Here is a 23,548-nt window from a genome sequence, read left to right as displayed (position 1 = left end):
GAAGGCTAACAAGATCGTCTCGGACCGGATCGTTCGACGGCTGGCCGACAGGAGGCCGACCCGCCGGCAGAGGCCGTGGTCGCGGGCGGCCCTCGTCGGCGCACCGCCACGTGGTCCGAGCCGTGACGCCGTCACGCAGCGCCGCGGGAGCCACCGAGGGTTACCTACGCTCGGCGCCCCGCGCCACCCGGCGCAGCAGGTCGGCCAACAGCCGCCGCTCATCGGCGGTCAGCACGCCGAGCAGCCGGTGCTCCTCCCCCGCGACCACCGCGATGGCCGCCTGCCAGGCGGCGCGGCCCGCCTCGGTCAGCTCGACGTCGACCCGCCGACGGTCCACCGCCGACGGGACCCGGCGGACGAACCCGCGACGGAGCAGTGCGTCGACCCGGGCGGTGACGGAGGCAGGGGCCATCCGCAGGTCGTCGGCGAGTTCGGTGGGCGCGGCCCGACCGCGCCGACCGGCCAGCGCGTGCAGGGTGTCGTACTCGTGGGCGGGAAGGTTCCGGTCGGCCAGCGATCGATCCTTGACCGCCCGCAGGTGCTTCGTGAGAACCGACATACGCACGACCGCACCCTCGACGTCCGGATCCAGATCGGGCAGCACGGGCAGCCAACGCGCGACGTGCTGGTCGGTGCGGTCGTGCTCGGACATGCGCAGACTGTACGCCGGCACCGAATTAATCGGTAGCGAAAGGTTCGGTGTCGAAGTAAATTTTCGGGCCGTGACCTCACCCCTGCGGCTCCCCGCCTTCCGGCTGCTCTTCCTGGGCCGCACCATCTCCGCTCTCGGCGACGCCGTCGTGCCCGCCGCCCTGACCCTGGCGATCCTGCGGGCCACCGGTTCCACCGGCGCACTGGCCGTGGTGCTGGCCTGCGCGATGGTGCCCCGGCTGCTGCTGCTACCACTCGGCGGCGTGGCGGCCGACCGCTTCGACGCACGCCGGGTCGCCCTCACCACCGACCTGGTACGGTGCGCCGCCCACCTGGCCATCGGCGTCGAACTACTCCACGCCGGCCCGTCCCTCACCCACATCGCGGTGGCCTCCGCAGTCGGCGGAGCCGCCTCGGCGTTCGCCATCCCCACCGCCTCCCCGCTGGTCGCCGGCACCGTTCACGCCGACGCCCGGCAACGCGCCAACGCCCTGATGGGCGTCACCGCCAACATCAGTCGACTCGCCGGACCCGCCCTGGCCGGCCTGCTCATCTGGGGCGCCGGCCCCGGCTGGGCGTTCGTCCTCGACGCGCTCACCTTCGCGACCAGTGCCATGCTGCTGGCGCTCGTCCGGGTACGGCACGTGCCCGTGCCACGCCGGTCGATCCGCGACGACCTGGCGCGCGGCTGGCGGGAGGTGCGCGACCGAAACTGGTACTGGACCAGCCTCGTCGGACACGGCGTGTGGAACGGCGCCGCCGCCGTGCTGACCACCCTCGGCCCCGCCGTCGCCGTCGGCCACCTCGGTGGCGAAGGCGTCTGGGTCCTGCTGCTCCAGGCCGGCGCGGTCGGGCTGCTGGCCGGCTCACTGCTCGCCGCGCGGGTACGCCCCCGCAGGCCCGTCCTCGTCGGCAACCTCGCCCTGGCCACGTACGCGGCGCCGCTGCTGCTACTCGCCCTGGCCGCCCCCGCACCGGTGGTGATCGGCGCGTACGGCCTGGCGCTGGCGGCCCTGGGCTTCCTCAACCCGATCTGGGAAACCGTGGTGCAGGAACAGTTCCCGCCGCACGTGTTGGCCCGGGTCACCTCGTACGACTGGTTGGTGTCGCTGGGCGCGATGCCGCTCGGTTACGCCGTCGCCCCGCTCGCCGCGCGGGCCTGGGGCACCCCCGCGCCGCTGATCGGGGCAGCGGTACTCGTCGGGGTCGCCTGCGCCGGCACCGCAGCCGTGCCCAGTGTCCGCCGGCTCACCTGGCGGGCCGGCTCCCCCGCCGACGCCGACCTGACGGCGGGGGCCCGGTGACGCTCAGAGAAGGACCAGGAAGAACCGTCGGTGTGACGGTGGGCGTGCCACACGTGCCCACCGGCCCATCCTGCCAGCTCAAGTCACAGGAAGCGGTGCATGACGTGCAGGCCCACCCGCCCTCGGGTCGGGTGGGCGAAGGCTTCCGGCACCGTGCCGATCACGGCGAACCCGAGCCGCCGGTACAGCCCCACCGCGGCCTCGTTGCCCTCGACCACCGCGTTGAACTGCATCGCCGCATACCCCTGCTCGCGGGCCCAGGCCAGCGCGTGCGCGGCCAACGCGTGGCCCACGCCCCGACCCCGCGCGTGCGCCGCGACCATGAAGCTGGCGGTGGCGACGTGCCCGCCGGGGCCAGGACGGTTACGGCCCATCTTCGCCGTGCCGAGAACACGGTCGCCGTCGACCGCGACGACGGTACGGCCCGGCGCGGCCTCCACCCACACCTCCCGCAGCACCTCGGCGGGCCATGCCGGGTCGTACGGGAAGGTGCCACCGGCCCTGACGACCTCCTCGACGATCGTCCGCACCGCCGGCCAGTCAACCTCGTCGAATTCCCTGATCAGCACCGCGGCAGGTTAGGCGGCCCCCGCCGTCGCCGCAATCGGATTGTGCAGGGCGGGGCCGATCGGTCCGCTGCTCCACGCTCTCCGTCGTGGACGTGGCGAACGGGCCAGGGGACCCGTACCTCGCCAGGTGCCGGTAGACGGTGGATGACGCCGAAGGTCGAAAGCGATCGGAGTTGGTGTCGCGACGGTCAGCGGAAGCTGCTGAGCGGCCGAATCGCGTCCGCGATTGACGAAGCGGTCGCGTCGGTACTCGGCCTGCCTCCGGACGGGGTTGCTCGGCAGTTGAGGTAGGCGTCGAGTGCGGCGGCGCCGGTGAGCATGGCGCGGCTGCGGGCCGAGAGGCGGGTGCGCCAGTCGCGCAGCATCGACCCAAGCGGTGCGACGCCTCCGGCGGAGCGGACCTGGGCGATCAGCGGGGCGATCTGCTCCAACAGGTAGCCGCCCCGCCTGAGCTGCTGGACCAGCAGGGCGTCGCGCACGTCGGCCGCGCGGTAGACCCGGTAGCCCGTCCGGGGGTCGCGGAGGGGTTGGAGCAATCCGGCGCGTTCCCATTTACGCAGGGTGGCTGGGCGGATGCCGAGCCTACTCGACAGCGGACCGACGAACGTTCCGCCGCGTTCCTGCGGCACGGGCGCGAGGTCGCGAAGCGCGGCTTCGACGGCTTGGAGGGTGCGGCGGGCGTCGAGAAGCTGGGCGTGGCTCTCGTCGATGAGCCGGAGTGCCGCCTCGACCGCGTCCCGGTTGATCGCCTGCATGATCGACGTGGCCGTCGGGTGGCCGTGTCCGGCCACGAGCGCGAGGAACGCGTCCAGGGCCCTCGCGTGCAACGGCGTGTAGACGCGGTACCCGGTGGGGGTGCGTTCAGCCCCCGGAAGGATGCCGGCCGCCTCGTAGTTCCTAATCGCCTGCGTCGACAGACCATGCCCGCGCGCCAGGTCAACCGGCCTGAGCCGTCCGCCGTCTTGAAGGTTCCGCCGCAATGTCCTGCCAATATCGCCGGGAGGGTTCAACCGATGGTTCAACGATACCGTTGAACGCATGACTGCTGGTATCAAGGACACCACCCACGCCGTCGACGCCGCCAGCCTCCTGGTACTGCTCCCGGCCCGGCCGCGGCTGCTCGCCCTGGGTGAGCCCACCCACGGCGAGGACGTCCTGCTCGACGTGCGTAACGAGCTCTTCCGGCAACTCGTCGAGCAGGGGGGCTACCGGACGATCGCGATCGAGAGCGACTGCGTGACGGGCCTGGTCGTGGACGACTACGTCACCTCGGGCACGGGCACCCTCGACGAGGTCATGCAACGCGGATTCAGCCACGGGTGGGGCGCCTTCACGGGCAATCGTGAGCTGGTGCGCTGGATGCGCGCGTACAACGACGGTCGGCCTGCCGCCGAGCGGCTGCGCTTCGCCGGTTTCGACGGCCCACTGGAGATCACCCACGCCGCGAGCCCTCGGCGGTCCCTCACCGCACTCCACGGCTACCTCGCGGCCCGGGTGGACGCCGACCTGCTCCCCTGCACCGGGGAGACGCTCGACCGCCTGCTCGGCGCCGACGACCGGTGGACCAACCCCGCGGCGATGATGGACCCGTGCCAGTCCGCGGGGCAGACACCCGAGGCCACACAGCTGCGACTGCTCGCCGACGACATGGTGGCGCTGCTCGACGCGCACACGCCGCACCTGATCGCGGCCTCCTCCGAGGACGACCGGGAGCGGGCGCTCCTGTACGCGCGTACCGCGACCGGCCTGCTGCGCTACCACTCTGCGATGGCCGACACGTCACCGAGCCGCATGGCGCGGCTGCTGAGCGTGCGGGATTCGATGATGGCCGCCAACCTGCTCGCCATCGCCGAGCGGGGCCCGACGCTGGTGCACGCCCACAACAGCCATCTCCAGCGGGACAGGAGCACGATGCGGATGGGCGACCGGCCGCTGGAATGGTGGAGCGCAGGGGCGCTCGTCAGCGCCCGGTTGGGTGAGGGGTACGCCTTCCTGGCCACGGCCCTCGGCACGATCCGCCACCACGGTGTGGACACCCCACCCCCGGACACCATCGAAGGGCTTCTGTACGCGCTGCCGGAGGACCGTTACCTCGTCGACGCCCGCCGGCTGGCCGCCGCCCTCGGCGGTGTGAGGCCCACGCCCCGCGTGTCCCCCTGGTTCGGCTACATCCCGCTGGACCCGGACCACCTGACCAGGATCGACGGAGTCGTGTTCGTCAAGGACACCCCGCCGCGCCAGGCTCCCTCAACGTTCGGCGACGCCTGACCGGCAGTCGGCCCGATTCTTGTTGAAGGGACTTCCTCGTGAAGTGTCGCCTGCTCGTAGTCGCGGTGGCCGGTGTCCTCACCGCCGGCGGGTGCGCCTCGGCGTCGACACCGGAGGCCCGTCCGTAGTTTCCAGCGAAAAACCAACGCTAAGAGGTGGGTAGCTCGGAGGCTTGCCGTCTGGTGGTTACCCTTTTGTGGTGGCGTGTCGGCGGTAGCGGCCGGGTGGTTGGCCGTGGGTGCGGGTGAAGGCGCGGTTGAAGGCGAATTCGGAGGTGTAGCCGACGTCGTGGGCGATGGCGGCGACCGGGAGGGTGGTGTCGCGTAGTTTGCGGGCGGCCACGTCGAGGCGCCAGCGGGTGAGATAGGTCAGTGGGGGTTCGCCGACGTGGTGGGTGAACCGTCGGGCGAGGGTGGCGCGGGAGACGTTGACCTTCGCGGCGAGGGTGTCCAGGGTCCAGTCGTGGCCGGGTCGCTCGTGCAGCACGGCCAGGACGCGAGCGGTGAGCGGGTCCCGTAGGCCGCGCAGCCACGAGGCGTCCATGGTGTCACCTTCGGTGTCTAGCCATGCCCGGACGACGTGGATCAGCAGCAGGTCAAGCAGGCGCAGCGCGGCGGTGCCTGAGCCGGTGGCGGCGCGGCTGCGGGTCTCGTGGGCCAGCAGGTCGAGAACCGTGCGTAGCCATGGTCCGCTTTCCGGCTGGGCGGTGGCAACGTGCAGTACCGGCGGCAGCAGACCCAGCACGGGATGGGGAATGTCGGTCGCGTAGTGGTAGCCCGCGCACAGGATCCGGGTCCGTGCGCCCGGCCCGTCGAGCACCAGTTCACCGTCGGGTCGGATGAGGCTGCGCTTGAGGTCTTCGTCGAAACGGCGCGTCGGCAGGCCCGGGTGGGTGGACAACTGGTGGCGCGCGCCGGCGGGCAGCAGCACGAGGTCGCCCGGGGCCAGTTGGCGCGCCGGCGCGCCGTCGGCGGTGAACCAGCAGGTGCCTGCGACCACGGCGTGGAACGTGGCACCGTGGCGGGCCGGCAGTTCGATGGCCCAGGGGGCTCGCGCGTCGAAGGTCGCCATGAGGCTCGCGTCGACCTGCGCCAGCGCCAGTACGTCACCAAGAACATCCACCCGTACAGCGTAGGGCCGTGATAGGCAAGCCATCGGGTGCGTTGAGACTGACGGACAAACAATCGAGTAGCGCAGGCATTCATTACCTCAGCGATGAGCGGCAGGGTTACAGGCATGGAGATCACCGGAAGCACCGCCGTCGTCACCGGAGCCAACCGAGGCCTGGGCCGCGCCCTCGTCGACGCCCTGCTGGAGCGTGGCGCCGCGCGTATCTACGCGGGTGCCCGCGACCCGCGCACGGTCCGCGCCGATGAGCGGATCACGCCCGTCGCCCTCGACGTCACCGACCGGGCCGCCATCGCGCAGCTCGTCACCATCGCTGCCGACACCGACCTACTAATCAACAACGCCGGCGCGGCGGCTTTCGCTGCGGCCCTGGACGCTGACCCCGACGGGCTGGCCCGGGAGTTCGCCGTCAACTTCACCGGCCTCTACGACATGATCCGGGCGTTCACCCCGGTGCTGGTTGAGAACAAGGGCACGCTGGTCAACGTGCTCACCCTGCTGGCGTACGCGCCGGCACCGCCGATGGCGGGCTACTCGGCGTCCAAGGCCGCCGCGCACTCGCTCACCCTCGCCCTGCGACCGGCACTGACCCGAGCCGGGGTCAGCGTGCACGGCGTCTACCCCGGCGGTATCGACACCGACATGCTGGCCGGTGTGGACGCGCCCAAAGCGGCGCCGCGGGCCGTCGCCGACGCGATCTGCGACGGCCTCGCCGCCGGAGACCAGGACATCTACCCGGACCCGACGTCCGCGCACATGGGCGAACTGTGGAACCGCGACCCGCAGGCCTTCACCGCAGCGTTCGCCACCATGGGCGCCTGAACATCGTTGCGCACCGCCCACCACCACATGACCTACGTAGGAGCATGAATGAAGATCGCTGTCCTGGGACTGGGCGCGATGGGCTCGCGGATGGCCCGCCGACTGCTCGCCACCGGCGAACACGACCTCACCGTGTGGAACCGCACGGCCGAGGCGACTCGGGCCTTGGTCGAGGCGGGCGCCACCTCGACGTCGACGCCAGCGGCAGCCGCGCAGCAGCGCGACCTCGTGATCAGCATGCTGCGCGATGACGACGCCGGCCGCAGCGTCTGGCTGGCCCCGGACATCGGCGCGCTGGCAGCGATAGCGCCGGGCACGGTCGCCGTCGACTGTTCCACCGTCACCCCGGCCTTCGCCGCCGAGCTCGCCGGCCGGTGTGCACAGCGCGGTGTGGACTTCCTCGACGCTCCGGTGCTGGGCTCACGCCCCCAGGCCGATGCCGGCACACTGATCTTCCTCGTCGGCGGGCAGCCGGCGGTTGCACACCGGGTCGAGCCGGTGCTGCGACAGATCGGCGCCGCCGTGCACTACATGGGACCGGCCGGGACCGGCTCGCAGATGAAGCTACTCGTCAACTCCCTGTTCGCCGTCCAGATCGCCGCCGTCGCCGAACTGCTCGGCGCACTACACGACACCGACCTGCATGCGGCCCGCGCCATCGAGGTACTCGCCGCCACCCCAGTGGCAAGCCCGGCCGTAGCCACCGCCGCCACCGCGATGCTCGGCCACACTTTCCCCGCCGCCTTCCCCATCGAATTGGTAGCCAAGGATCTGCAATACGCCGCCGCAGACGCCGCCTCGCGCCTCTGCACCGTTCCCCTGACCCACGCCGCCGCCGGCACCTACGAGCAGGCGATCGGCCAAGGGCACGGCCAGGACAACATCACCGGAGTCGTCCAGCTGTTCCGGACCACTGCGGCGGGCTGATAGGCAGCGGCGCGCTTCGGCCCGACCCGGTTGCAAGGTTCGGAGCCGAGCACGCGGAGGCCGTCCCGGAAACGAGGGTTTCCGGGACGACCTAATCTGCGGTCGCGGCCAGTGTCAGTTTCCGAAGTCGTCTGCACGGGGTCCCCTGGTGGAGGGCCCGTGTGCAGACGACTTCGGACATCGGGTTGCTCCGAAGTCGTGTGCACTACCCGTCGTTTGGCCCGTACCCCAGCCAGGCACCTGCCCGCAGGTTTACGACCTGAAATCTAATTCGGCCGCGACGACACCGGCTCCTGTCAGCCCAAACCTCCGTATCCGATCAGCGACGGCGGTGTCCCCGGCCTGTTCCCGTAACTGGGCCAGCTCTCGCAGCGCGTCGGTGGCGCCGCAGTCGACGGCCCGCCGATACAGCGCCTCCGCGTCGGAGGTGTCCTCTGTACCTGTTGCTGCCCCGCCGTGGTGGAGTGCTGACCGTGACCGGTTCACGCCGCGATGTCGGGGTGGTGAGTGGACGCGCTTCGGAGCCCGTGGACGATCTGGGCGAGAGCGTGGAGGCACTCCTGCCGCGCGGAATCGGGATCATCGGCCGTCGCAACGTACCGGCTCGCCTCGTCGAGGGCGCCCATAAGCACATGCGCGAGCGGAGCCAGCGGCTGAGGGGTGATCGCACCGGCCTCCATCGCGCTGCGCAGCGTTTGCTGAATGAGGCCGAGGCTGTAGCGGTTGCTGAGTTCCCGCCAGGCTACGGCCCCCAGCACGGCGGGGGCGTCGCGCAGGACGATGCGTTCAACCTCAGGTTCCGCGCACACCGTGAGAAACACCCTGGCCCCACCGAGCAGTCCGGCGACCGGATCCTCGACATGGTGGCCGACCTCCTCGGCGACCTGCTGGATCATCCGGGCCTCCACGGCTTCGACAACGCTGGTGAACAGGTCCGCCTTGTCGCGGAACTGGTGGTAGAGCGCGCCGCGGGTCACGCCGGCCGCCGCGACGATCTCCTCGGTGCCCACGCCCGCGTACCCGCGTTCCGCGAAGAGCACGCGGGCTGCGGCCACAAGGCGGTCCCGGGTCGCCGCCGACCGCAGGCCGTGTTTCGTTCCACCTGTCATCAACACACCCCTTGCTCTACATACAGACTGTATGTAAATTCCGTACATGCTGTATGGATTGCATACGAGAGTCTCATGGCCGAGTTGACGTTGCCAGCCGGCGCCCTGCGATACCGCGACACCGGCGGCGGTGAACCGGTCGTCTTTCTCCACGGTCTCCTCCAGGACGGCCGAGTCTGGGAGCCGCTCGTTGAACGGCTCCGCCCAGACTTCCGTTGCATCGTCCCGGATCTGCCGCTCGGTGCACATCGCGCCCCGATGCGCCCTGACGTCGATCTGAGTATCAAGGGCGTCGGTCAGGTCGTCGCCGACCTCATCGAGGCGCTCGGCGTGCGCCAAGTGACACTCGTCGGCAACGACACCGGCGGTGCCATCGCCCAGATCGTCGCCGTCCGGCACGCCGAGCGGATCGGCCGTCTCGTCCTCACCAGCTGCGAGGCGTTCGACAACTTCCCGCCCCCGATCTTCCGCATGCTGGCTCCTGCGGCCAGAGTGGGTGTGCTCAGCGTCATCCTGGTGCCACTACGATCACGGGCCCCGCGTCGTCTGCCCAGCGGTTACGGCCGGCTGACCCACGAGCCACTTCCGCACCACCTCATCGACGACTGGATCGCCGCCTACTTCTCCGACAGCGGCATCCGGCGCGACACCCGCGCCTTCGTCGCCTCTCTCGGCGAACGGAACCTCCTGTGCGACATCGCCGAGGAACTCGCAGGCTTTACCAAACCGGCCCTCGTGGCATGGGCCGCCGATGACAGACTCTTCCCGGTCAGCCATGCCGAACGCCTCGCCTTGGCCCTGCCCGACGCTCGCGTTGTGTTGATCGAACGGAGCCGCACCTGGGTCATGCGCGACCAACCGCAACGCACCGCCGAGCTGATCCGCGACTTCATTCGCGGCACCGAGTAGCCGGCGAATCCGTGAACCGCCGAAGTCGAACTGATGCGACTGTGGCTGGTGTCAGCTTCCGAAGTCCTCTGTACGGCCGACCAGCGTATTCGCGGTTGGGTGCAGAGAACTTCGGACATCCGTGCACACGACTTCGGAAACTGACAGCCGGGTCCACCACGAGCACCTGCCTGCCCGCTCCCAGCGGTCCCTGCTCGACTTCGTCCGCGCGGCGCCGACCGAGTGGGGATGCCGCGGTCGCGGCGATGGTGGAGGGCGCGGTGCGCCACGGCACCACGATGCAGGTGGAGGCGAACTACACCGACAGCCACGGCCAGTCCGAGATCGGCTTCGGGATCACTCGGCTGCTCGGCTTCGACCTGCACCCGCGGATCAAGCGGATCAACCACGTCAAGCTCTACCGCCCCGTCGCTGGGCAGGCCGGTGCCTGGCCGGGGCTGGCGCCGGCGATGATGGGCCGCGCGATCCGCTGGGATCTGGTCGCCGAGCAGTACGACCAGATAATCAAGTACGCGACCGCGATCCGCACGGGGACCGCGTCGACCGAGGCCATCCTGCGCCGCTTCACCCGCGCCGCCTCCCATCCCACGTACCAGGCGATGCTGGAGGTCGGCCGCGCCGTGAAGACGGCCTTTGTGGCCCGGTACCTGCGCGACCGGGATCTGCAACGCGAGATCCATGACGGACTGAACGTGGCCGAGGGCTGGAACGGTGGCAACCAGGTGCTGTTCTACGGCAAGGGCGGCGACATCGCCACCAATCGCCGCGACGAACAGGAACTGTCCGTGGCCTGCCTGCACGTCCTGCAGGCCGCCGTCGCCTACGTCAACACCCTGCTCGTGCAGGACGTGCTGGCTCAACCCGGCTGGGCCGACGCGCTCGCCCCGGAGGACCGGCGTGGGCTGACCCCGCTGTTCTGGACACACGTCGCCCCGTACGGCGAGGTCAAGCTGAACATGACCAAGCGGCTGGAGCTACGCGGCGACGCAGCTGTGCCGCAAGCGTCCGGCTCGCCGGTCCGGCCGTAGCTGTCGGCGCCGGTGGTCACGGGTCAGGTGAGCAGGATGCCGGCCAGGGCGCCCCAGCCGATCAGCATGACGACGCCGATGATGATCCAGACGGTGCGGGTCGAGACGGTGTCGTCGTCGCTGCCGCGGTCGCCGCCGCAGCAGTCGTCACCCACGACGTTCTCCCTCGACGGCAGAGGCCGAGCCGGCGGCCGGTGCGGGGGTGGCGATGGCGGCGCCGGTGAGGACAGCGGCTAGGTCGACGGGGATTGGCATCGGCGCGGTCAGCGGCACCCGGGCACGGCCGGTGTTGCCGGCCGGATAGCGCCCGGCCGCTGAGCCGGGCCCGGCGACGGCGAGGCGGATGACCTGTCCGACGGCCTCGACCGGATCGCGTTCGCGCAGCGCGCGGCGCAGCATGACGGCGTGGGTGACGGTGTGCGGCCACGGCCAGGGCTGCGACAGGATGTGCGCGCGTTCGGCGGCCTGCCACGCCTTCGCCGGTTCAGCGGCGGTGCGGGCGGTGTGCAACTCGGCCGCGAACGCGGCGCGCACCGGCTCGGGCATCCGGCGCAGCATCATGACGGCGTTTCGCAGCAGGAGCAGCCGGGGCGACAGCCGCACGCGTCCGCCTCACCGGCGGCGGCCGTCTCAGCCGGCGCGTCACCGGTGGCGACGTTCGCGGTGCTGGCGCTCGCGGTCGCGTGCAGGGCGGCGTTCGGGGCGCAGCAGTTGTCTCCCTTCCAGGCCTCGCGGCCTTCCTTGACCGCAACGGCGGCGATGACCAGGGCGGCGATCGGGTCGGCCCAGGACCAGCCGAACAAGCTGTTGACCGCCAGGCCGACGAGCAGGACCGCGGACAGGTAGGTGCACAGCAGGGTCTGCTTGGAGTCGGCTACCGCTGAGCGGGAGCCGAGTTCGCGACCGGCGCGGCGCTGCGCGTACGACAGCACCGGCATCACCGCAAGGGACACCGCGGCCAGGACCAGGCCGATGGAGGAGTGCTCGGCCTCGGCGCCGCCGATCAGGGCGCGCACCGACTCGACGGAGACGTAGGCGGCGAGGGCGAAGAACGACACGGCGATGATGCGCAGCGCCACGTTCTCGCGGGCCTCGGGGTCGCGGCCGGCGAACTGCCATGCCACCGCCGCCGCCGAGGCCACCTCGATGATCGAGTCCAGGCCGAAGCCGATCAGCGCCGTCGACGACGCCAGGGTGCCCGCGGTGATCGCCACGACCGCCTCGATGACGTTGTAAGTGATCGTGGCGGCGACGAACAGCCGCACCCGCCGCGCGAGCACCGCGCGCCGCGCCGGTGTGGGACCGGTCGGGGCCAGCTGGATCAGCGGCAGGCCCATCAGCAGCAGCCCTTCACGTCGGAGTCCGTGCACGCGGCCGGGTCGACCGCGAGAACCAGGCTGAGCAGGTCACCCAGGGCGTGCGCCAGCCGCGGGTCGGCCAGCTCGTAGCGGGTGCGCCGGCCCTCGGGCGCGGCGACGACCAGGCCGCAGCCGCGCAGGCAGGTGAGATGGTTGGACAGGTTCTGCCGGGTCGTGCCCAGCAGCTCAGCCAGCTGCGCGGGATAGCCGGGCCCATCGCGCAGCGCCAGCAGCAGCCGCGCCCGGGTCGGATCCGACAGGGCATGGCCGAAGCGAGCCAGCACCTGCCCGTACGTCAACGTCTCCACATCCAAGACAGTACATCCGATGCTGTACTAACGGCAGGGGTGTGCGGGTGGGCTCACAGTGACCCCCAGCCGCCGTCAGCTGCGGCGTGGCGTGGGGCGTACATGATCACGGCGACGCCGAGCAGGCAGATGACGGCGCCGATGATGTCCCACCGGTCGGGGCGGAACTTGTCGACAACCATGCCCCAGGCCAGGGAGCCGGCGACGAAGACGCCGCCGTAGGCGGCCAGGATCCGGCCGAAGTTGGGGTCGGGCTGGAAGGTGGCGACGAAGCCGTAGGCGCCGAGGGCGGCGATGCCGGCGCCGACCCACACCAAGCCCCTGTGCTCGCGTACGCCTTGCCAGATCAGCCAGGCGCCGCCGATCTCGGCGAGCGCCGCGACGACGAACAGCAGGATGGACCGAATGATCATCATAGGGTTGTGGCAGCACACCAGCGGGTCAGCATCCGCAGGTCCCACCGCCGCACCCACCGGAGGGCGACGGATTCCGGTGGGTAGAGCCGGTGCCCGCCCAGGCTGCGCTGCGGCTCGGCCAGCAGGCCGCGGCGTTCGTAGTAGCGCAGCGTTTGCAGGTTGACCCCGGCCGCCGTGGCGATCTGGCTGCTGCGCAGCCCGCTCACGCCGGCACCATCGCGGCCGCCCGGGCGGCGAGCGCGTCGAGGACGTCGACGTGCGTGGCCGGCACCTCGACGTCCAGCCGCAGGACCGGGCCGTCCGCGGTGAAGGTGAAGGAGAAGAAGGAGCAGCAGGAACTCTCCCGGTCGGTCAGATCCCGGGCGGTCGCCTCGGCGGCCGGGTCGAGATGCCACCGCAGTGCCGTCGGCGAGAGCCGCTGCTGCCGGTGCAGGGCGGCGGCGAACAGGTCATCGAACTCGGCCAGCCGTAGCGGTCGGTCCACGGTCGGTAGGGTGCACGCCTCGGGCGCCCACGCCGGGTCATCGCTGGTCATGCCACGACGGTAAGCCTGTACCCGGGTACAGGATGCAAGTCTGGTTCGCTCCGGATGAGTCAGCGTCGGGCGAGGTGTTCGACGATGGTGGCGCGGGGGTTGACCAGCCACTGCCCGGCGACGTGGACGGTGGGGACCGTCTCGTTGCCGTCGGCGGCGTCGTACGCGGCGCCTGCGGCGACGGGGTCCGTGGTCGGTTAGCCCTATCTGGTCTGGGTCGTGGCGACGGCTGCACCCATGCGCTGCACGGCGTCGTGCAGGATGGCATGTGAGGTGGCGTAGTTGATCCGGACGAAGCCGGCGCCGCCGGTGCCGAACACGTGTCCGGAGCTGAGCGCGACGCGGGCCTGGTCGAGGAACATCCGGGCGGGCCCGGCTAGTTCACTGACCACACCGGGCCCGTTCTGCGGGTTGCTCGAGTGCAAGCCGAGCCGGCGGCAGTCCAGCCAGGCCAGGTAGGTGGCCTGCGGGTGCATCATGTCGACCTGCGGCAGATGCTCGGTCACCAGTGACGCGAGCAGGCTGCGGTTGCGGCCGAGACCGGCGAGCAGGGCGTCGAGCCACGTACGGCCGTGGGTGAATGCTGCGGTGTGGGCCAGGATGCCCAGGTGGCTGGGGCCGTGGCTGACCTCCTCGGGCAGGCGAGCCAGATCGGCGGCGGCCTCGGGCCCGGCGACGAGCAGGGCGGCTTTCAGCCCGGCCAGGTTCCACCCTTTGGAGGCGGAGAACAGCGCGAACGCGTCCTCGGCTCCGGGAACGCTGAGGTAGGAGACGAACTCGGCGCCGGGAAGAACCAGGGGCGCGTGGATCTCGTCGGAGACGACCCGCACCCCGTGGTGGCGGGCCAAGGCGGCGACGGCGATCAACTCGCTGCTGGTGTGCACGGCGCCGGTCGGGTTGTGTGGGTTGCACAACAGCAGCACCGGACGCTGCGACAGCCGGCGCGCCGCGGTGAACGCGTCGGCGAGCGCGTCGATGTCGAGCCGTCCGCCGACGGTGAGCGGCGCCTCGATCACACGGCGGTCGGCGTGGGTGACGAAGGCGTAAAAGGGCGGATAGACCGGGGCGCAGACGACCACTACGTCGCCGGGATCGGTGAGCAACCGTAAGGTCTCGACGATGCCCACCATCACGTCCGCGACGATCGCGGTGCGCTCGACGGCGATCCCGTCCCACTGCCAGCGGTCCGCGGCGAAGCCGGCCAGCGCGTCGGCGTAGGCGTGCCCGCTGGGATAGCCGGTGTCACCGGCGGCGACAGCGCGGTGCAGGGTGTCGGCCACCGCAGGAGCGAGTAGGACGTCCATCTCGGCTACCCACAGCGGCAACACGTCGGTCGGGTAGGCGGTCCACTTCATGCTGGTCCTGGTGCGCAGCTGCTCGAGCGTCAGCTGTTCCAACGGATTCGCCACGACGCCGTCGGGCTCAGTCGGCTCCCACGCGGTGGATGCCACCGGTCACGCTCCTTCGGATGGGGACGGACACCCCGCCGCCTTCCGGGATCGGCGGGCCGGCCGACGATCGGTCACGGCGTGGCCGGCGGGGCGTGCCACGGTCGGTTCGGATGTGTGCTGCCGGTGCTGCGGCGGTGTGTATCGCATGGTGGGGCGCTGCCGGCCGTCTACCGCGCCGAGGTAGGTGTGGCCGGTGAGGTGGCACCAGGCGGGCAGGTCCAGCGGCGCGGCGGGGTCGGTGGCGATGAGGTGGATGAGCGTACCGGCCTCGACCGTGAGGGTGAGACGGCGCAGCTCGATGAGCAACTGCACGCAGCGGCGGTCGCCGCCGTCGAGCACGACGGAGTCGCTCACGCGGCGACGGGCAGGTCGGCCAGGCGCCACTCGAGCATGCCGTCGACCAGCCGGGCGGCGCGGCGACCGCTGGCGGTGAGCAGCCGCACGGCGTCATGGGAAAGCACGCAGTACGCGCCGCGGCAGTACGCGACGACCTCGACGTCGCCGGGCAGCTCGGCGAGCCGGTGGGGCAGCTGTTCCAGGGGTATGGAGCCTCGCCCGCGCGTGGCTTCGTTGGCGAGTTGCGAGCGGCCGGTAAGCGATGGCACCCCCGGCGATCGCGAGCCGGATCCTCCACAGGCCGTCCCGTAATCGCTCACTGATCTTCCTCTACCCGTCCTCTTCCCGGCTTGCCAGCGACCGGCTTACCGTACCCGTGCAGGCCCAACCACGATCAACATTCACCTGCGGGGCTCTGCGGTGAACCCTTCCCGGCCGCAGCAAGCACGAGATGCCCGTCGGCGGTCTCGGCCGGCGGGTACCCAGCTCGCCAGGCGCGTGCGGGATTGTGCCCGCTGGCATGATGACGGCGGGTGTTACTTCTCGTCGGTGCCGGGGTTCCCGCTGATGGACTCCTGATAGACGTCCGCGTAGGTGCGTGAGTCCCTGACCAGGTCGTCGCAGAAGGCGGCGACGTCGGTGCCGATAAGTTCCACAACGCCCTTGCCGGCCGCGACGCCCTCCTCGAAGAAGTCGACGATCCCGGGGAGCAGGCGCCCGTCAGGCAGGTCGATCGGTCCGACCTTGAACAGGTACCTCTGCACCTCCTTGTAGACGATCTGGTAGTCCGGCGGGAGCGCCTTGACCCGAGCCGCGTGCGCCCACCACTGCTTCTTGCCCTCGATGATGTCTTGGATGCCCACGTCAGCCTCCCAGCCGGCCCAATTTCCTTGCCAGGTTCCTGTTCAACTGCTCGCGCCACCGGTCGCGATAGGTCCGGGCTCCCTCTCCGCCGGCGAGCGCCGTACAAAAGCCGGGGATGTCGTCGCCGAGCACCTCGTGGATGCTCCGGTCGTCCGCCGATGCTTCTTCGAGCAGCCCCAGGGCGGCGTCGACGATCGGCATCAGGTTGCGACCCGTGAAGCCCGCGTAGCGGAACAGATGCACCTTGATCTGTTCCCACGCTGCCCGGTAGTCGCCCGGCAATTCCTCTGCCCGGGCTTCGAACACCTTCCATTCCCTGGTGAGATCGCTGCCTGTGATGGTCTCCCAGAAGCTCATCTCCCGCCCTCCTTGAGCCTGTCGATGCGTGACGAGACGTACTGCCACTTCGCCCAGAACCTCGCGAGCTCCTCACGCCCGGCGTCGTTGAGCGCGTAGAACTTGCGCGGCGGGCCCACCTCGGACGGTCGTTTCGTCACCTCGACGAGTCCGTTCCGCTCCAGTCGCAGCAAGATGGTGTACACCGTCCCCTCGATGACGTCGGTGAAGCCGAGCTCGTTCAATCGACGCGTGATGGCGTACCCGTAGGTCTCCTCGCCGCCGATGATCTCGAGCACGCAGCCTTCGAGCGTGCCCTTGAGCATCTCCGTCAGGTCGTCCATCGCGGCTCCTCTTCGATCCCCCGGTACCTCGTACTACCGAGTACCGCTATACGGTAGCACCAAGTAGCACGTTGAACCGTTCCTCGGCTTGGATCTTCGACAAGGGCGGCGCCGTGCGCACCGCGCTGCTCGACGACTGCAGCCACCTCGCGCTGCTCGGCTCTACCTGCAGCGCACCGGGCTACCGGGCCGGTTGTTCCCGCGCCGGCATCAACGGCTCCGGCGGACCGCTGCCCTGCGGCGCAGCCCAGCACCGCCGGCCCCGCTGCTACACAGGCGGTCGGCGTCGATCTCGACATCCACCAACGCGCCACGCCGGGGTGTCCATCGATCGAAGCCGTGCGCCCGAGGAATCTGGGCAGACCGCATCAGCTTCGCCAGCCCAGGACAGGTGCCCCATTCTCCTCTGCGGCCCTCGCGCTGCGGACTGCAACAGAACAGTCATTATGGTGTGGCACCGATATGTCCGCTAGGTCCGGAAGAGTTGATGGATTAGTGTTATCGATAATTCAATAATGCGGGCCGATCTCACCGGCCCCCCAAACTGGAACGCCTCTCAGGCAAACTGGCGAGTCTTGCGCCTGGGTGGCGAGCCCGGTGGCGGGATCCCACGCGAGGTTGATGGGCGCGATGAGGGCGCTGCCCTGTGCGGAGGGCTCGTGGCGGGGCGTCGTGGTCGAACTCGTATGAGGGGTTCGACATACTGGTCCGCCATGGACCTGGACGAGTATCAGCGCGGCGCCCTTCGTACTGCCGCTCCGCGTGACAAGAAGAACGAGCTGCTGCACCTGGTGCTCGGGCTGGTCGGCGAGTCGGGAGAGATCGCCGAGAAGTTCAAGAAGTGGGTTCGGGACCTCGACAGCGACGAGTCGCGGATCGACCGGGCCGACATCGCCAAGGAACTCGGTGACGTGCTCTGGTACGTGGCGGTGCTCGCCGATTATCTCGATCTTTCGCTGGACGACATCGCGACTGCCAACATGGCCAAGCTGGCCAGCCGCCAGGGCCGTGGCGTGCTGGGCGGCAGCGGCGACAACCGTTGAGCTGGGGCTCTCGTCGAAGCCGGGGTGGCGAACCTGGACCTGATCACGAACATGTGGGACGACCTGCCGCGGGTCGCCGCGTTCGTGCAGGGCGGGCACGCCACTGCGGCGCTGGTCGTCGGGAAGCTGTGCTCGTCGAAGCGGCAGCAGAACGCGCTCACGTCCGCGCTCGAGGAGTACGGGGCGCTGCGCCGTACCGTCTACTCCGCCCGCCACCTGGTCGACGAGACCTACCGGCAGCGCAACGCCCGGCAGCTGAACAAGGGCGAGAACCTGCACGCTCTGCGCCGCTTCCTCGCGTACGCCGGCGAGGGCGCGCTGCGACGCCGGCACCACGAGCAGCAGACCGAACAGATGTGGTGCCTCACACTGGCCACGAACGCGATCGTCTGCTGGTCGACGGAGTATGACGCCCTCGGCGTGGCCGCCCTGCGCCGGACCGGTCGCGACGTCGACGGCGAGGTCCTGGCGCACATCTGGCCGGTGAGGCTCGGCGATAAGCTACTGCCGCCGGAGGCTGTGCTGCCGGCCGTGCGACAGCGCGTTCCGCGGCGGTCTTCACGGATCGCCGTTCCGGCGAGACGCACCCCCGCTCGGGCGGGAGGAGTGCGTTGCTGTCGGTAACCGACGGAGAAATGCCGTTCCCCCGCCGGCTGCTCCAGCTCGTCGAGCACCGCGACGGCGAGGTCCTCGGCCGAGATGCGCGACGAACCGTCCGGGGCCACGACGAGAGTTGTGGCGCCGCGACGGTAGCCGCCGGTCCGGACACCGGGTTCGAACAGGGCCGCTGGGCTGACGTAGGCCCAGTCGGCGGTATGCGGGCGGCAGGCGTCCAGTTGCGCGATGTTGGCGGCGGCGATGGTGCGCCAGGTCGACGGTACGTACTCGGGAGCGTCGAACATGAGCCCGTCGCCGGGTGCCAGCAGCGGCGCGGATCCACCGATGAACAAGATCCGTGTCTCGGCCGCGGCCGCGGCGTCGAGCAGGGCCGTGGTGATCGCGGTGACGGTGTGCTCCGCGCCAGGCGCCGGCCGGGTGGCGCCCATGCCCACGACCGCGTCGGCGTCGGCGTCGGCGTCGGCGTCGGCACACAGCTTGGTCATGAGCTCGACGTCGGTGGCGTCACCGCGAACGTCGGTGACCTCGGGAGGCAGGGTGTCCGACCGGGGGACCAGGCAGGACGGCGGTGACTTGATGTCCTTGACGGCCGGCCTCGGCGACGATGCGTGATCCGGCCATCCCGGCTGCACCGACAACAGTGATAGTCAACGGTTGATCCATTTCAGAGGGGGTTGGGGGCTGACTCAGGCTGCGTGGGGTGAGCTGGGCGGCGACGATCGCTGCGAGGGCGAGGGCGAAGCCGAGCAGTTGGGTCGGACTCAGCAACTGGTCGAGCAGCACCGCGCCTAGCAATGCGGCCATCATCGGCGACAGCAGGCCCAGTACGGCGACGGAGGTGACCGGCAGCATGGTGATGCCGCGGAACCACAGGATGTAGGCGATCAGGCAGCCCGGCAGTCCCAGCCAGAGGTAGCCGAGCGCGGCGGGTCCGTCGACCGCGGGTGGGGCACCCTCGAATATCGAGGTCACCGGTAGCAGGAACAACCCGCCCGCGGTGAGTTGCCAGCCCGCGTACGCCGTCGGGCCGACCCCGTCCGGGCGGCCCCAGCGCTTGGTGAGGATCACGCCGAGCGCCATCGCGCTCGTCCCGGCGAGACCGGCCGCGACGCCGACCGGGTCGAAGCCCGCGTCCGGTCCGATCACCACCAGGCCGACGCCGGCTACCCCTACGATCCCCCAGGCGAAGTGCCACGCCGACGGGTTCTGGCGCAGCACTGCCACAGCCAGGACCGCCACGATCAGCGGCTGCGCGGCGCCCAAGGTGGCGGCCACGCCACCGGGAAGTCGTTCGGCGCTGACGAACAGCAGGGGTAGGAACAGTCCGATGTTGAGGAGCCCCAGCGTGGTGGCCCTCAGCCACCAGGTTCCCCGCGGCAGCGTACGGGTGAGAGCGATCGCGATCAGCCCGGCCGGCAGCGCCCGCACGAGCGCGGCGAACAGCGGATGGCCCGGCGGCAGCAGTTCGGTGGTGACGACGTAGGTTGTTCCCCACACCAGAGGGGCGAGGGCGGTCACCGAGGTAACCAAGATGTTCATGCGTTCAAGCCTCGACGCACGGCAGCGATGAGTCCAACACATCGTTGTCACACCAGCCATCGTGAATCAAGATGGATAAATGGAACTTCAGCAGATGCGGTACGTGGTCGCTGTCGCGGAGACGAACAGCTTCACGCGGGCCGCCGGACGATGCCTCGTTGTGCAGTCCGCCCTCAGCCACCAGATCGCCCGACTGGAACGCGAACTCGGGACCCGGCTATTCGAGCGCACCAGCCGGCGGGTACGGCTGACTCTTGCGGGACAGGCGTTCCTGCCGGTGGCGCGGCAGTGCCTCGACGCGGCTGAGCGTGCCGCGGCCGAGGTCGCCGCCACCATCGGCGAGGTTCGGGGACGGCTTGCCGTCGGATTGATCCCCACCGTCGCGGCGGTCGACATCCCATCCGCGCTGCACACCTTCCACAAGAAGTACCCGCAGGTCCGGATCGGCCTACGTGTCGGCAGCAGCGAGCAGCTCATCGAAGACGTCAAGGTCGGCGCGATCGACCTCGCCTTCCTCGGCCTGCCGGTGACCAGGCGGCCCGAAGGAGTCGGCAGCAAGCAGCTGGCCGAAGATCGGTTGGTAGCGGTGGTCGCCCCCGATCATCCGCTCGTCGCGGAAACCGAGATCGATTTGGCCCGGCTGGCCACGGAGGCGTTCGTGGATCTCCCGGCGGGAACAGCCGGGCGCGCTCAGTCCGACCTCGCCTTCGCCGCCGCGGGAGTACACCGGGACGTCGCGTTCGAGGTCACCACAGTCGACGTCCTGATGCTCCGGCTCATCCGGGAGAACCTGGCCGTCGCCCTGCTCGCCTCGATGTACACCCCGCACCTGACCGGAGTAGCCACAGTCCCGGTCCGCGACGCACCCACCCGCATCGAGCACCTGATCTGGAACCGCTCTTCGCTCACCCCGGCAGCGAAAGCATTCCTCACCGAGCTCAATCTCTCCATCGATGAGGCCCAGCCGGCTCTCCCCCTCGAGGGAGCAATCCCGTTTTGTCTGTCACAGAGCCAATGATCCATCCGCCGCTACCTGCGGGACGCCGTCACCACGGCGAGGGCCACTCGGCCCCATTCTGTGTCACATCACCGCAAGGAGCCGCCGAGGTGTCCGTGATCCCGCTGCCGACCGCTCGCCGCCCGGTGGCGCTCGTGGTCGCCGTCGACGCGTTCCTCGACCGGTTTCGCCGACGATCGGCCACCCGCGCCACCTACACCGAGACCCTGCGCCGGCTGCGCGAGACCGCCGGCGACCAACTGCCGGTTGCTGCGCTGGTCCCGGAAATCTACGAGCAGACGATGGCCCGCTGGGGCGAGGGGGCCGCGAACACCTGGAACAAGCGCCTGTCCGCGCTGACCTCGTTCAGCGTCTACTGCCACCGCCAGGACTGGTTGACCACCGACCCCGGCCGGCGCCTGGAACGCATGCAGGGTCACCCGAACCCGGGACAAGGCCATCCCCCCGTACCCGGCTCGACCGGCTGTTCGCCGACGACCGCAACCCGCTGTACGGGCACTGTTTTCCTAGACGAGTTGTTCCGAAGTTCGGTCAGTGGTCGTAGGCGATCAGTGACCGGGTGACGGGTGCGCCGGTCTTGTTGTTGTGCCAGATCGCGGCGGTCATGGCGAGGAGGCGTTGGGCGACGCGTACGGCGACGCCGGCGAAGGTCCGTCCGCCGTGTTGTTCCAGGTCAAGCTGGCCTTTGAGGGTGTCGTTGACCGACTCGATGAGCTGGCGGACCTTCTTGAGTATCGCCTCGCCGTAGCGGGCCTTCTCCTTCTTGCGTGACGGGCGGAGCAGTTCAGATGCCCTGCTCGGCCAACTGCCGTTCGAACGGCTTGGACGCGAATCCCTTGTCGCTGATCAGCAGGATCCCGTCGTGCTCGGCCACCACGTCCGCCTCGAGGTCCACCATCGCGGCGAGGACTTCCCGTTCGCCATCTTCGGGTTCGCCAGGGCCCACAGGATCGGCATCCCGGTCGGGGTGCACACCAGGTACAGGCGTAGCCCCCAGAAGAACCGGGAGTGCGAGGCGCAATAGCCATACCCAGCCCACCCGGCCAGGTCCGAGCGCTGGGTGGTGGGGCGGGACATGCCGCACGGGATCGGGGTGGAGTCGACGATCCAGTGGTTGTCGAACCAGAAGTCACTATCCCGGGCCAGGTCCCGGATCGCCTTCTTGACCAGCGGCAGTGCGGCGCGCAGCCGCTTGTTGTAGCCCGGCCGCTGCGGCAGGTACGGGAACCAGGCGCGCAGGTGGATGCGGGCATAGCGGATCCAGTGCGCTTCCGACCGGGCGCCGAGCAGGACCTGCGCCACGGCCAGGCACACCAACTCGGAGTCGGTCAACAGCGGCGGCCTGCCACGCCACCGGGGCGTGCGGATGCTGTCGTCGATCTTCACGTACAGTGCGGTCAAGAGGGTATCCAGGTCTTGCGTCACAACATGATCTTGGATGCCCTCTCCTCATGCCCAGACATCGACCCCTGACTTCGGGACTACTCGTCTAGGAGGAACACCGATGTTGCGCTCGTCTACCACCCAGGACTTCGCCGACCGGCCCCCTGGACCCGACCCGGCTTCATCGCCTCCGCCGCGCTGGTCCTGGTGGTCATCGTCGCCGGGCTACTAATCGCCGTGCTCCCCCGAGGAAATGACGGCGACAACGTCGGTGGCGATACGCCGCCGACGAACCCGACGCCGGCTGACAGCAGCGCCCCGCAGGCGCTGCCGACCGCTGTGCCGACCACCGCACCGGCCGGCGTCCGGTGGGAACTAGTCGGTCCGCTCGCCGTGCCGGTCAGCGCCACCGCCGGCCCGAAACGAGCCACGGGAACCACCGCGTCCGGCTTCGCGCACACCCCCGAAGGCGCCCTGATCGCCGCCGCGCAGATCGGCATGAGGTCCAGCTACTCCCTTGGCCGGAACTACTGGGAACCCACCATCGAGCAGCAGTTCGTCCCCAGCGCCGACCGGGACCGCATGTTAGCCACGCTGCGTGCCACTGACGCCGGTCCGTCCGAGCCGGGCACCTTAAGCCAGATCGCCGGCTTCAGCTACCAGTCCTACACCCCCGACACCGCCGTGATCGGACTTGTACTCCGCGCGCCGTCGGCCGGGACCCCGCGCGTGAGCAGGGGGCGGCCAACGCCCCGGCGGCCGCCCCCTGCGCGCTGTCGACGCCTAGTCTGGGTACTTCGAGACCTGACCGGCACGGTCGACGACGGTCACGTTCAAGATCACCTGTGATCGGACTGGCCCACGGCTCTCGTCCTTCGGTACGACTTGCCAGCCGAGGAACCGGTACGTCTGCGGCTCGAAGATCAGGTCGTACCGGTCGATGTTCCCCACGAGGGAAACGGCGATGCCGGACCGACCTGCAGCGTCCGTCATGGACCCAGAGGCCACCACTCCGGGAATCTTCGTCACCGCCTCGTACAGAGCGGCTCGCGATTGTGCGGGCAAGTATCCTCGGATCAGCTCACCCATGTTGGCGAAGATTTCTTCGTTGCTCGCCGTGGTGCGGCCATTCATCCGCCGCAGATAGTTGAGCATGCTGGTGGCGTCGGTCGGCAGATTTTTCAGGTAGGCCGGGGTTGGCGTGCATGGCCGGGTGGCGTTCAGCAGGCTGCCGTCCGGCCCCCACTCTTTGGCCCGCCCATTCCGGCACCCGGGAATCACCGT

General features: G+C 69.9%; 29 protein-coding genes and 3 pseudogenes. 11 read left to right on the top strand and 21 right to left on the bottom strand.

The window, feature by feature from the left end; translation table 11 throughout:
- Positions 1 to 160: 160 nt before the first annotated feature.
- On the bottom strand, positions 161 to 652 hold the full coding sequence (locus E1193_RS06155) for a MarR family transcriptional regulator (RefSeq protein ID WP_132181090.1): 492 nt from the start codon (positions 650 to 652) through the stop codon (positions 161 to 163).
- A gap of 70 nt (positions 653 to 722) precedes the next feature.
- On the opposite strand from E1193_RS06155, the gene E1193_RS06150 reads away from it, so the two are divergent.
- Positions 723 to 1,955: an MFS transporter gene (locus tag E1193_RS06150; protein WP_207922587.1), complete on the top strand. Its 1,233-nt coding sequence runs from the start codon at positions 723 to 725 to the stop codon at positions 1,953 to 1,955.
- 83 nt (positions 1,956 to 2,038) lie between these two features.
- Here the strand turns inward: E1193_RS06150 and E1193_RS06145 are convergent, their stop codons facing one another.
- Both E1193_RS06145 and E1193_RS06140 read right to left on the bottom strand, forming a co-directional pair.
- Entirely contained in the window at positions 2,039 to 2,524 is a 486-nt protein-coding gene (locus E1193_RS06145; RefSeq protein WP_132181086.1) for a GNAT family N-acetyltransferase, read from the bottom strand.
- A gap of 188 nt (positions 2,525 to 2,712) precedes the next feature.
- A complete protein-coding gene (locus E1193_RS06140; protein ID WP_243707322.1) occupies positions 2,713 to 3,504 on the bottom strand; it encodes a TioE family transcriptional regulator in 792 nt (263 codons plus the stop codon).
- Positions 3,505 to 3,562: 58 nt separating this feature from the next.
- Between E1193_RS06140 and E1193_RS06135 the strand changes: the two genes are divergently transcribed.
- Entirely contained in the window at positions 3,563 to 4,792 is a 1,230-nt protein-coding gene (locus tag E1193_RS06135; protein ID WP_132181084.1) for an erythromycin esterase family protein, read from the top strand.
- 186 nt (positions 4,793 to 4,978) lie between these two features.
- Here the strand turns inward: E1193_RS06135 and E1193_RS06130 are convergent, their stop codons facing one another.
- Complete coding sequence (locus tag E1193_RS06130; RefSeq protein ID WP_132181082.1) at positions 4,979 to 5,947, bottom strand: AraC family transcriptional regulator; 969 nt, start codon at positions 5,945 to 5,947, stop codon at positions 4,979 to 4,981.
- A gap of 81 nt (positions 5,948 to 6,028) precedes the next feature.
- On the opposite strand from E1193_RS06130, the gene E1193_RS06125 reads away from it, so the two are divergent.
- Both E1193_RS06125 and E1193_RS06120 read left to right on the top strand, forming a co-directional pair.
- Positions 6,029 to 6,742 carry an SDR family NAD(P)-dependent oxidoreductase gene (locus E1193_RS06125; protein WP_132181080.1) on the top strand — a complete coding sequence of 238 codons (714 nt, stop codon included), beginning with the start codon at positions 6,029 to 6,031 and terminating at the stop codon, positions 6,740 to 6,742.
- A 48-nt stretch (positions 6,743 to 6,790) separates the two neighbouring features.
- Positions 6,791 to 7,654, top strand: a pseudogene (locus E1193_RS06120) (NAD(P)-dependent oxidoreductase); the annotation flags it as partial.
- 497 nt (positions 7,655 to 8,151) lie between these two features.
- Here the strand turns inward: E1193_RS06120 and E1193_RS06115 are convergent.
- The gene (locus E1193_RS06115; RefSeq protein WP_132181076.1) at positions 8,152 to 8,778 is read right to left on the bottom strand and encodes a TetR/AcrR family transcriptional regulator; all 627 of its coding nucleotides are present in this window, start codon (positions 8,776 to 8,778) and stop codon (positions 8,152 to 8,154) included.
- A gap of 75 nt (positions 8,779 to 8,853) precedes the next feature.
- On the opposite strand from E1193_RS06115, the gene E1193_RS06110 reads away from it, so the two are divergent.
- The gene (locus E1193_RS06110) at positions 8,854 to 9,687 is read left to right on the top strand and encodes an alpha/beta hydrolase (protein ID WP_132181074.1); all 834 of its coding nucleotides are present in this window, start codon (positions 8,854 to 8,856) and stop codon (positions 9,685 to 9,687) included.
- A 245-nt stretch (positions 9,688 to 9,932) separates the two neighbouring features.
- The gene (locus E1193_RS06105; RefSeq protein WP_207922585.1) at positions 9,933 to 10,715 is read left to right on the top strand and encodes a Tn3 family transposase; all 783 of its coding nucleotides are present in this window, start codon (positions 9,933 to 9,935) and stop codon (positions 10,713 to 10,715) included.
- A gap of 23 nt (positions 10,716 to 10,738) precedes the next feature.
- Here E1193_RS06105 and E1193_RS33675 read toward each other — a convergent pair whose 3' ends face one another.
- From E1193_RS33675 to E1193_RS06045, 13 genes are all read right to left on the bottom strand, one after another.
- A complete protein-coding gene (locus tag E1193_RS33675) occupies positions 10,739 to 10,870 on the bottom strand; it encodes a hypothetical protein (RefSeq protein ID WP_279433297.1) in 132 nt (43 codons plus the stop codon).
- Positions 10,863 to 11,318 carry a DUF3703 domain-containing protein gene (locus E1193_RS06100; protein ID WP_207922584.1) on the bottom strand — a complete coding sequence of 152 codons (456 nt, stop codon included), beginning with the start codon at positions 11,316 to 11,318 and terminating at the stop codon, positions 10,863 to 10,865. Before E1193_RS06100 ends, E1193_RS33675 begins: the two co-directional genes overlap by 8 nt.
- Positions 11,273 to 12,052 (bottom strand): cation transporter, encoded by a 780-nt coding sequence (locus E1193_RS06095; protein ID WP_132181156.1) that lies wholly within the window; start codon positions 12,050 to 12,052, stop codon positions 11,273 to 11,275. Before E1193_RS06095 ends, E1193_RS06100 begins: the two co-directional genes overlap by 46 nt.
- Positions 12,052 to 12,387: a metalloregulator ArsR/SmtB family transcription factor gene (locus tag E1193_RS06090; RefSeq protein WP_132181072.1), complete on the bottom strand. Its 336-nt coding sequence runs from the start codon at positions 12,385 to 12,387 to the stop codon at positions 12,052 to 12,054. Before E1193_RS06090 ends, E1193_RS06095 begins: the two co-directional genes overlap by 1 nt.
- A 47-nt stretch (positions 12,388 to 12,434) precedes the next feature.
- Positions 12,435 to 12,797 carry a YnfA family protein gene (locus tag E1193_RS06085; protein ID WP_132181070.1) on the bottom strand — a complete coding sequence of 121 codons (363 nt, stop codon included), beginning with the start codon at positions 12,795 to 12,797 and terminating at the stop codon, positions 12,435 to 12,437.
- The gene (locus E1193_RS06080; protein WP_243707317.1) at positions 12,794 to 13,003 is read right to left on the bottom strand and encodes a MerR family DNA-binding transcriptional regulator; all 210 of its coding nucleotides are present in this window, start codon (positions 13,001 to 13,003) and stop codon (positions 12,794 to 12,796) included. The genes E1193_RS06085 and E1193_RS06080 overlap by 4 nt, the downstream gene beginning before the upstream one ends.
- Positions 13,000 to 13,332 carry a hypothetical protein gene (locus tag E1193_RS06075; RefSeq protein WP_132181068.1) on the bottom strand — a complete coding sequence of 111 codons (333 nt, stop codon included), beginning with the start codon at positions 13,330 to 13,332 and terminating at the stop codon, positions 13,000 to 13,002. Before E1193_RS06075 ends, E1193_RS06080 begins: the two co-directional genes overlap by 4 nt.
- A gap of 203 nt (positions 13,333 to 13,535) precedes the next feature.
- Positions 13,536 to 14,783 carry a MalY/PatB family protein gene (locus E1193_RS06070; RefSeq protein ID WP_243707316.1) on the bottom strand — a complete coding sequence of 416 codons (1,248 nt, stop codon included), beginning with the start codon at positions 14,781 to 14,783 and terminating at the stop codon, positions 13,536 to 13,538.
- A 3-nt stretch (positions 14,784 to 14,786) separates the two neighbouring features.
- Positions 14,787 to 15,137 carry a sulfurtransferase TusA family protein gene (locus E1193_RS06065; protein WP_132181066.1) on the bottom strand — a complete coding sequence of 117 codons (351 nt, stop codon included), beginning with the start codon at positions 15,135 to 15,137 and terminating at the stop codon, positions 14,787 to 14,789.
- Entirely contained in the window at positions 15,134 to 15,388 is a 255-nt protein-coding gene (locus tag E1193_RS06060) for a rhodanese-like domain-containing protein (protein WP_207922583.1), read from the bottom strand. Before E1193_RS06060 ends, E1193_RS06065 begins: the two co-directional genes overlap by 4 nt.
- Positions 15,389 to 15,655: 267 nt before the next feature.
- On the bottom strand, positions 15,656 to 15,982 hold the full coding sequence (locus E1193_RS06055) for a DUF1048 domain-containing protein (RefSeq protein WP_132181064.1): 327 nt from the start codon (positions 15,980 to 15,982) through the stop codon (positions 15,656 to 15,658).
- Between the two features lies 1 nt (position 15,983).
- Positions 15,984 to 16,340: a DUF1048 domain-containing protein gene (locus E1193_RS06050; protein WP_132181062.1), complete on the bottom strand. Its 357-nt coding sequence runs from the start codon at positions 16,338 to 16,340 to the stop codon at positions 15,984 to 15,986.
- Complete coding sequence (locus E1193_RS06045; protein ID WP_132181060.1) at positions 16,337 to 16,663, bottom strand: PadR family transcriptional regulator; 327 nt, start codon at positions 16,661 to 16,663, stop codon at positions 16,337 to 16,339. The genes E1193_RS06050 and E1193_RS06045 overlap by 4 nt, the downstream gene beginning before the upstream one ends.
- A 713-nt stretch (positions 16,664 to 17,376) precedes the next feature.
- Between E1193_RS06045 and E1193_RS06040 the strand changes: the two genes are divergently transcribed.
- Both E1193_RS06040 and E1193_RS06035 read left to right on the top strand, forming a co-directional pair.
- On the top strand, positions 17,377 to 17,706 hold the full coding sequence (locus tag E1193_RS06040) for a nucleoside triphosphate pyrophosphohydrolase family protein (RefSeq protein ID WP_132181058.1): 330 nt from the start codon (positions 17,377 to 17,379) through the stop codon (positions 17,704 to 17,706).
- Positions 17,707 to 18,330 (top strand): annotated as a pseudogene (locus E1193_RS06035) (Tn3 family transposase); the annotation flags it as partial.
- A 498-nt stretch (positions 18,331 to 18,828) separates the two neighbouring features.
- Here E1193_RS06035 and E1193_RS06025 read toward each other — a convergent pair.
- Entirely contained in the window at positions 18,829 to 19,863 is a 1,035-nt protein-coding gene (locus E1193_RS06025; protein WP_207922582.1) for an EamA family transporter, read from the bottom strand.
- Between the two features lie 79 nt (positions 19,864 to 19,942).
- Here E1193_RS06025 and E1193_RS06020 point away from each other — a divergent pair, with 79 nt between their 5' ends.
- The gene (locus E1193_RS06020; protein WP_132181056.1) at positions 19,943 to 20,881 is read left to right on the top strand and encodes a LysR family transcriptional regulator; all 939 of its coding nucleotides are present in this window, start codon (positions 19,943 to 19,945) and stop codon (positions 20,879 to 20,881) included.
- Positions 20,882 to 20,970: 89 nt separating this feature from the next.
- Positions 20,971 to 21,444 carry a hypothetical protein gene (locus E1193_RS06015; protein ID WP_243707314.1) on the top strand — a complete coding sequence of 158 codons (474 nt, stop codon included), beginning with the start codon at positions 20,971 to 20,973 and terminating at the stop codon, positions 21,442 to 21,444.
- Here the strand turns inward: E1193_RS06015 and E1193_RS06010 are convergent.
- Positions 21,413 to 22,306, bottom strand: a pseudogene (locus E1193_RS06010) (IS982 family transposase). The gene E1193_RS06015 and the pseudogene E1193_RS06010 sit on opposite strands and share 32 nt — an antisense overlap.
- A 165-nt stretch (positions 22,307 to 22,471) precedes the next feature.
- Between E1193_RS06010 and E1193_RS06005 the strand changes: the two are divergent.
- Entirely contained in the window at positions 22,472 to 23,113 is a 642-nt protein-coding gene (locus E1193_RS06005) for a hypothetical protein (protein ID WP_243707313.1), read from the top strand.
- On the opposite strand, the gene E1193_RS32420 is transcribed toward E1193_RS06005, so the two are convergent.
- Positions 23,048 to 23,545, bottom strand: coding sequence for a CU044_5270 family protein (locus tag E1193_RS32420; RefSeq protein ID WP_207922581.1), 498 nt, complete (start codon positions 23,543 to 23,545; stop codon positions 23,048 to 23,050). The two genes, E1193_RS06005 and E1193_RS32420, sit on opposite strands and share 66 nt — an antisense overlap.
- Between the last annotated feature and the right edge of the window lie 3 nt (positions 23,546 to 23,548).

Origin of the sequence: Micromonospora sp. KC606, from assembly GCF_004348675.1 — a bacterium.
Taxonomy (GTDB): Bacteria; Actinomycetota; Actinomycetes; order Mycobacteriales; family Micromonosporaceae; genus Micromonospora.
The sequence above is the reverse complement of the archived record's forward strand: the minus strand, read 5'-3'. Positions and strand labels throughout refer to the sequence as shown.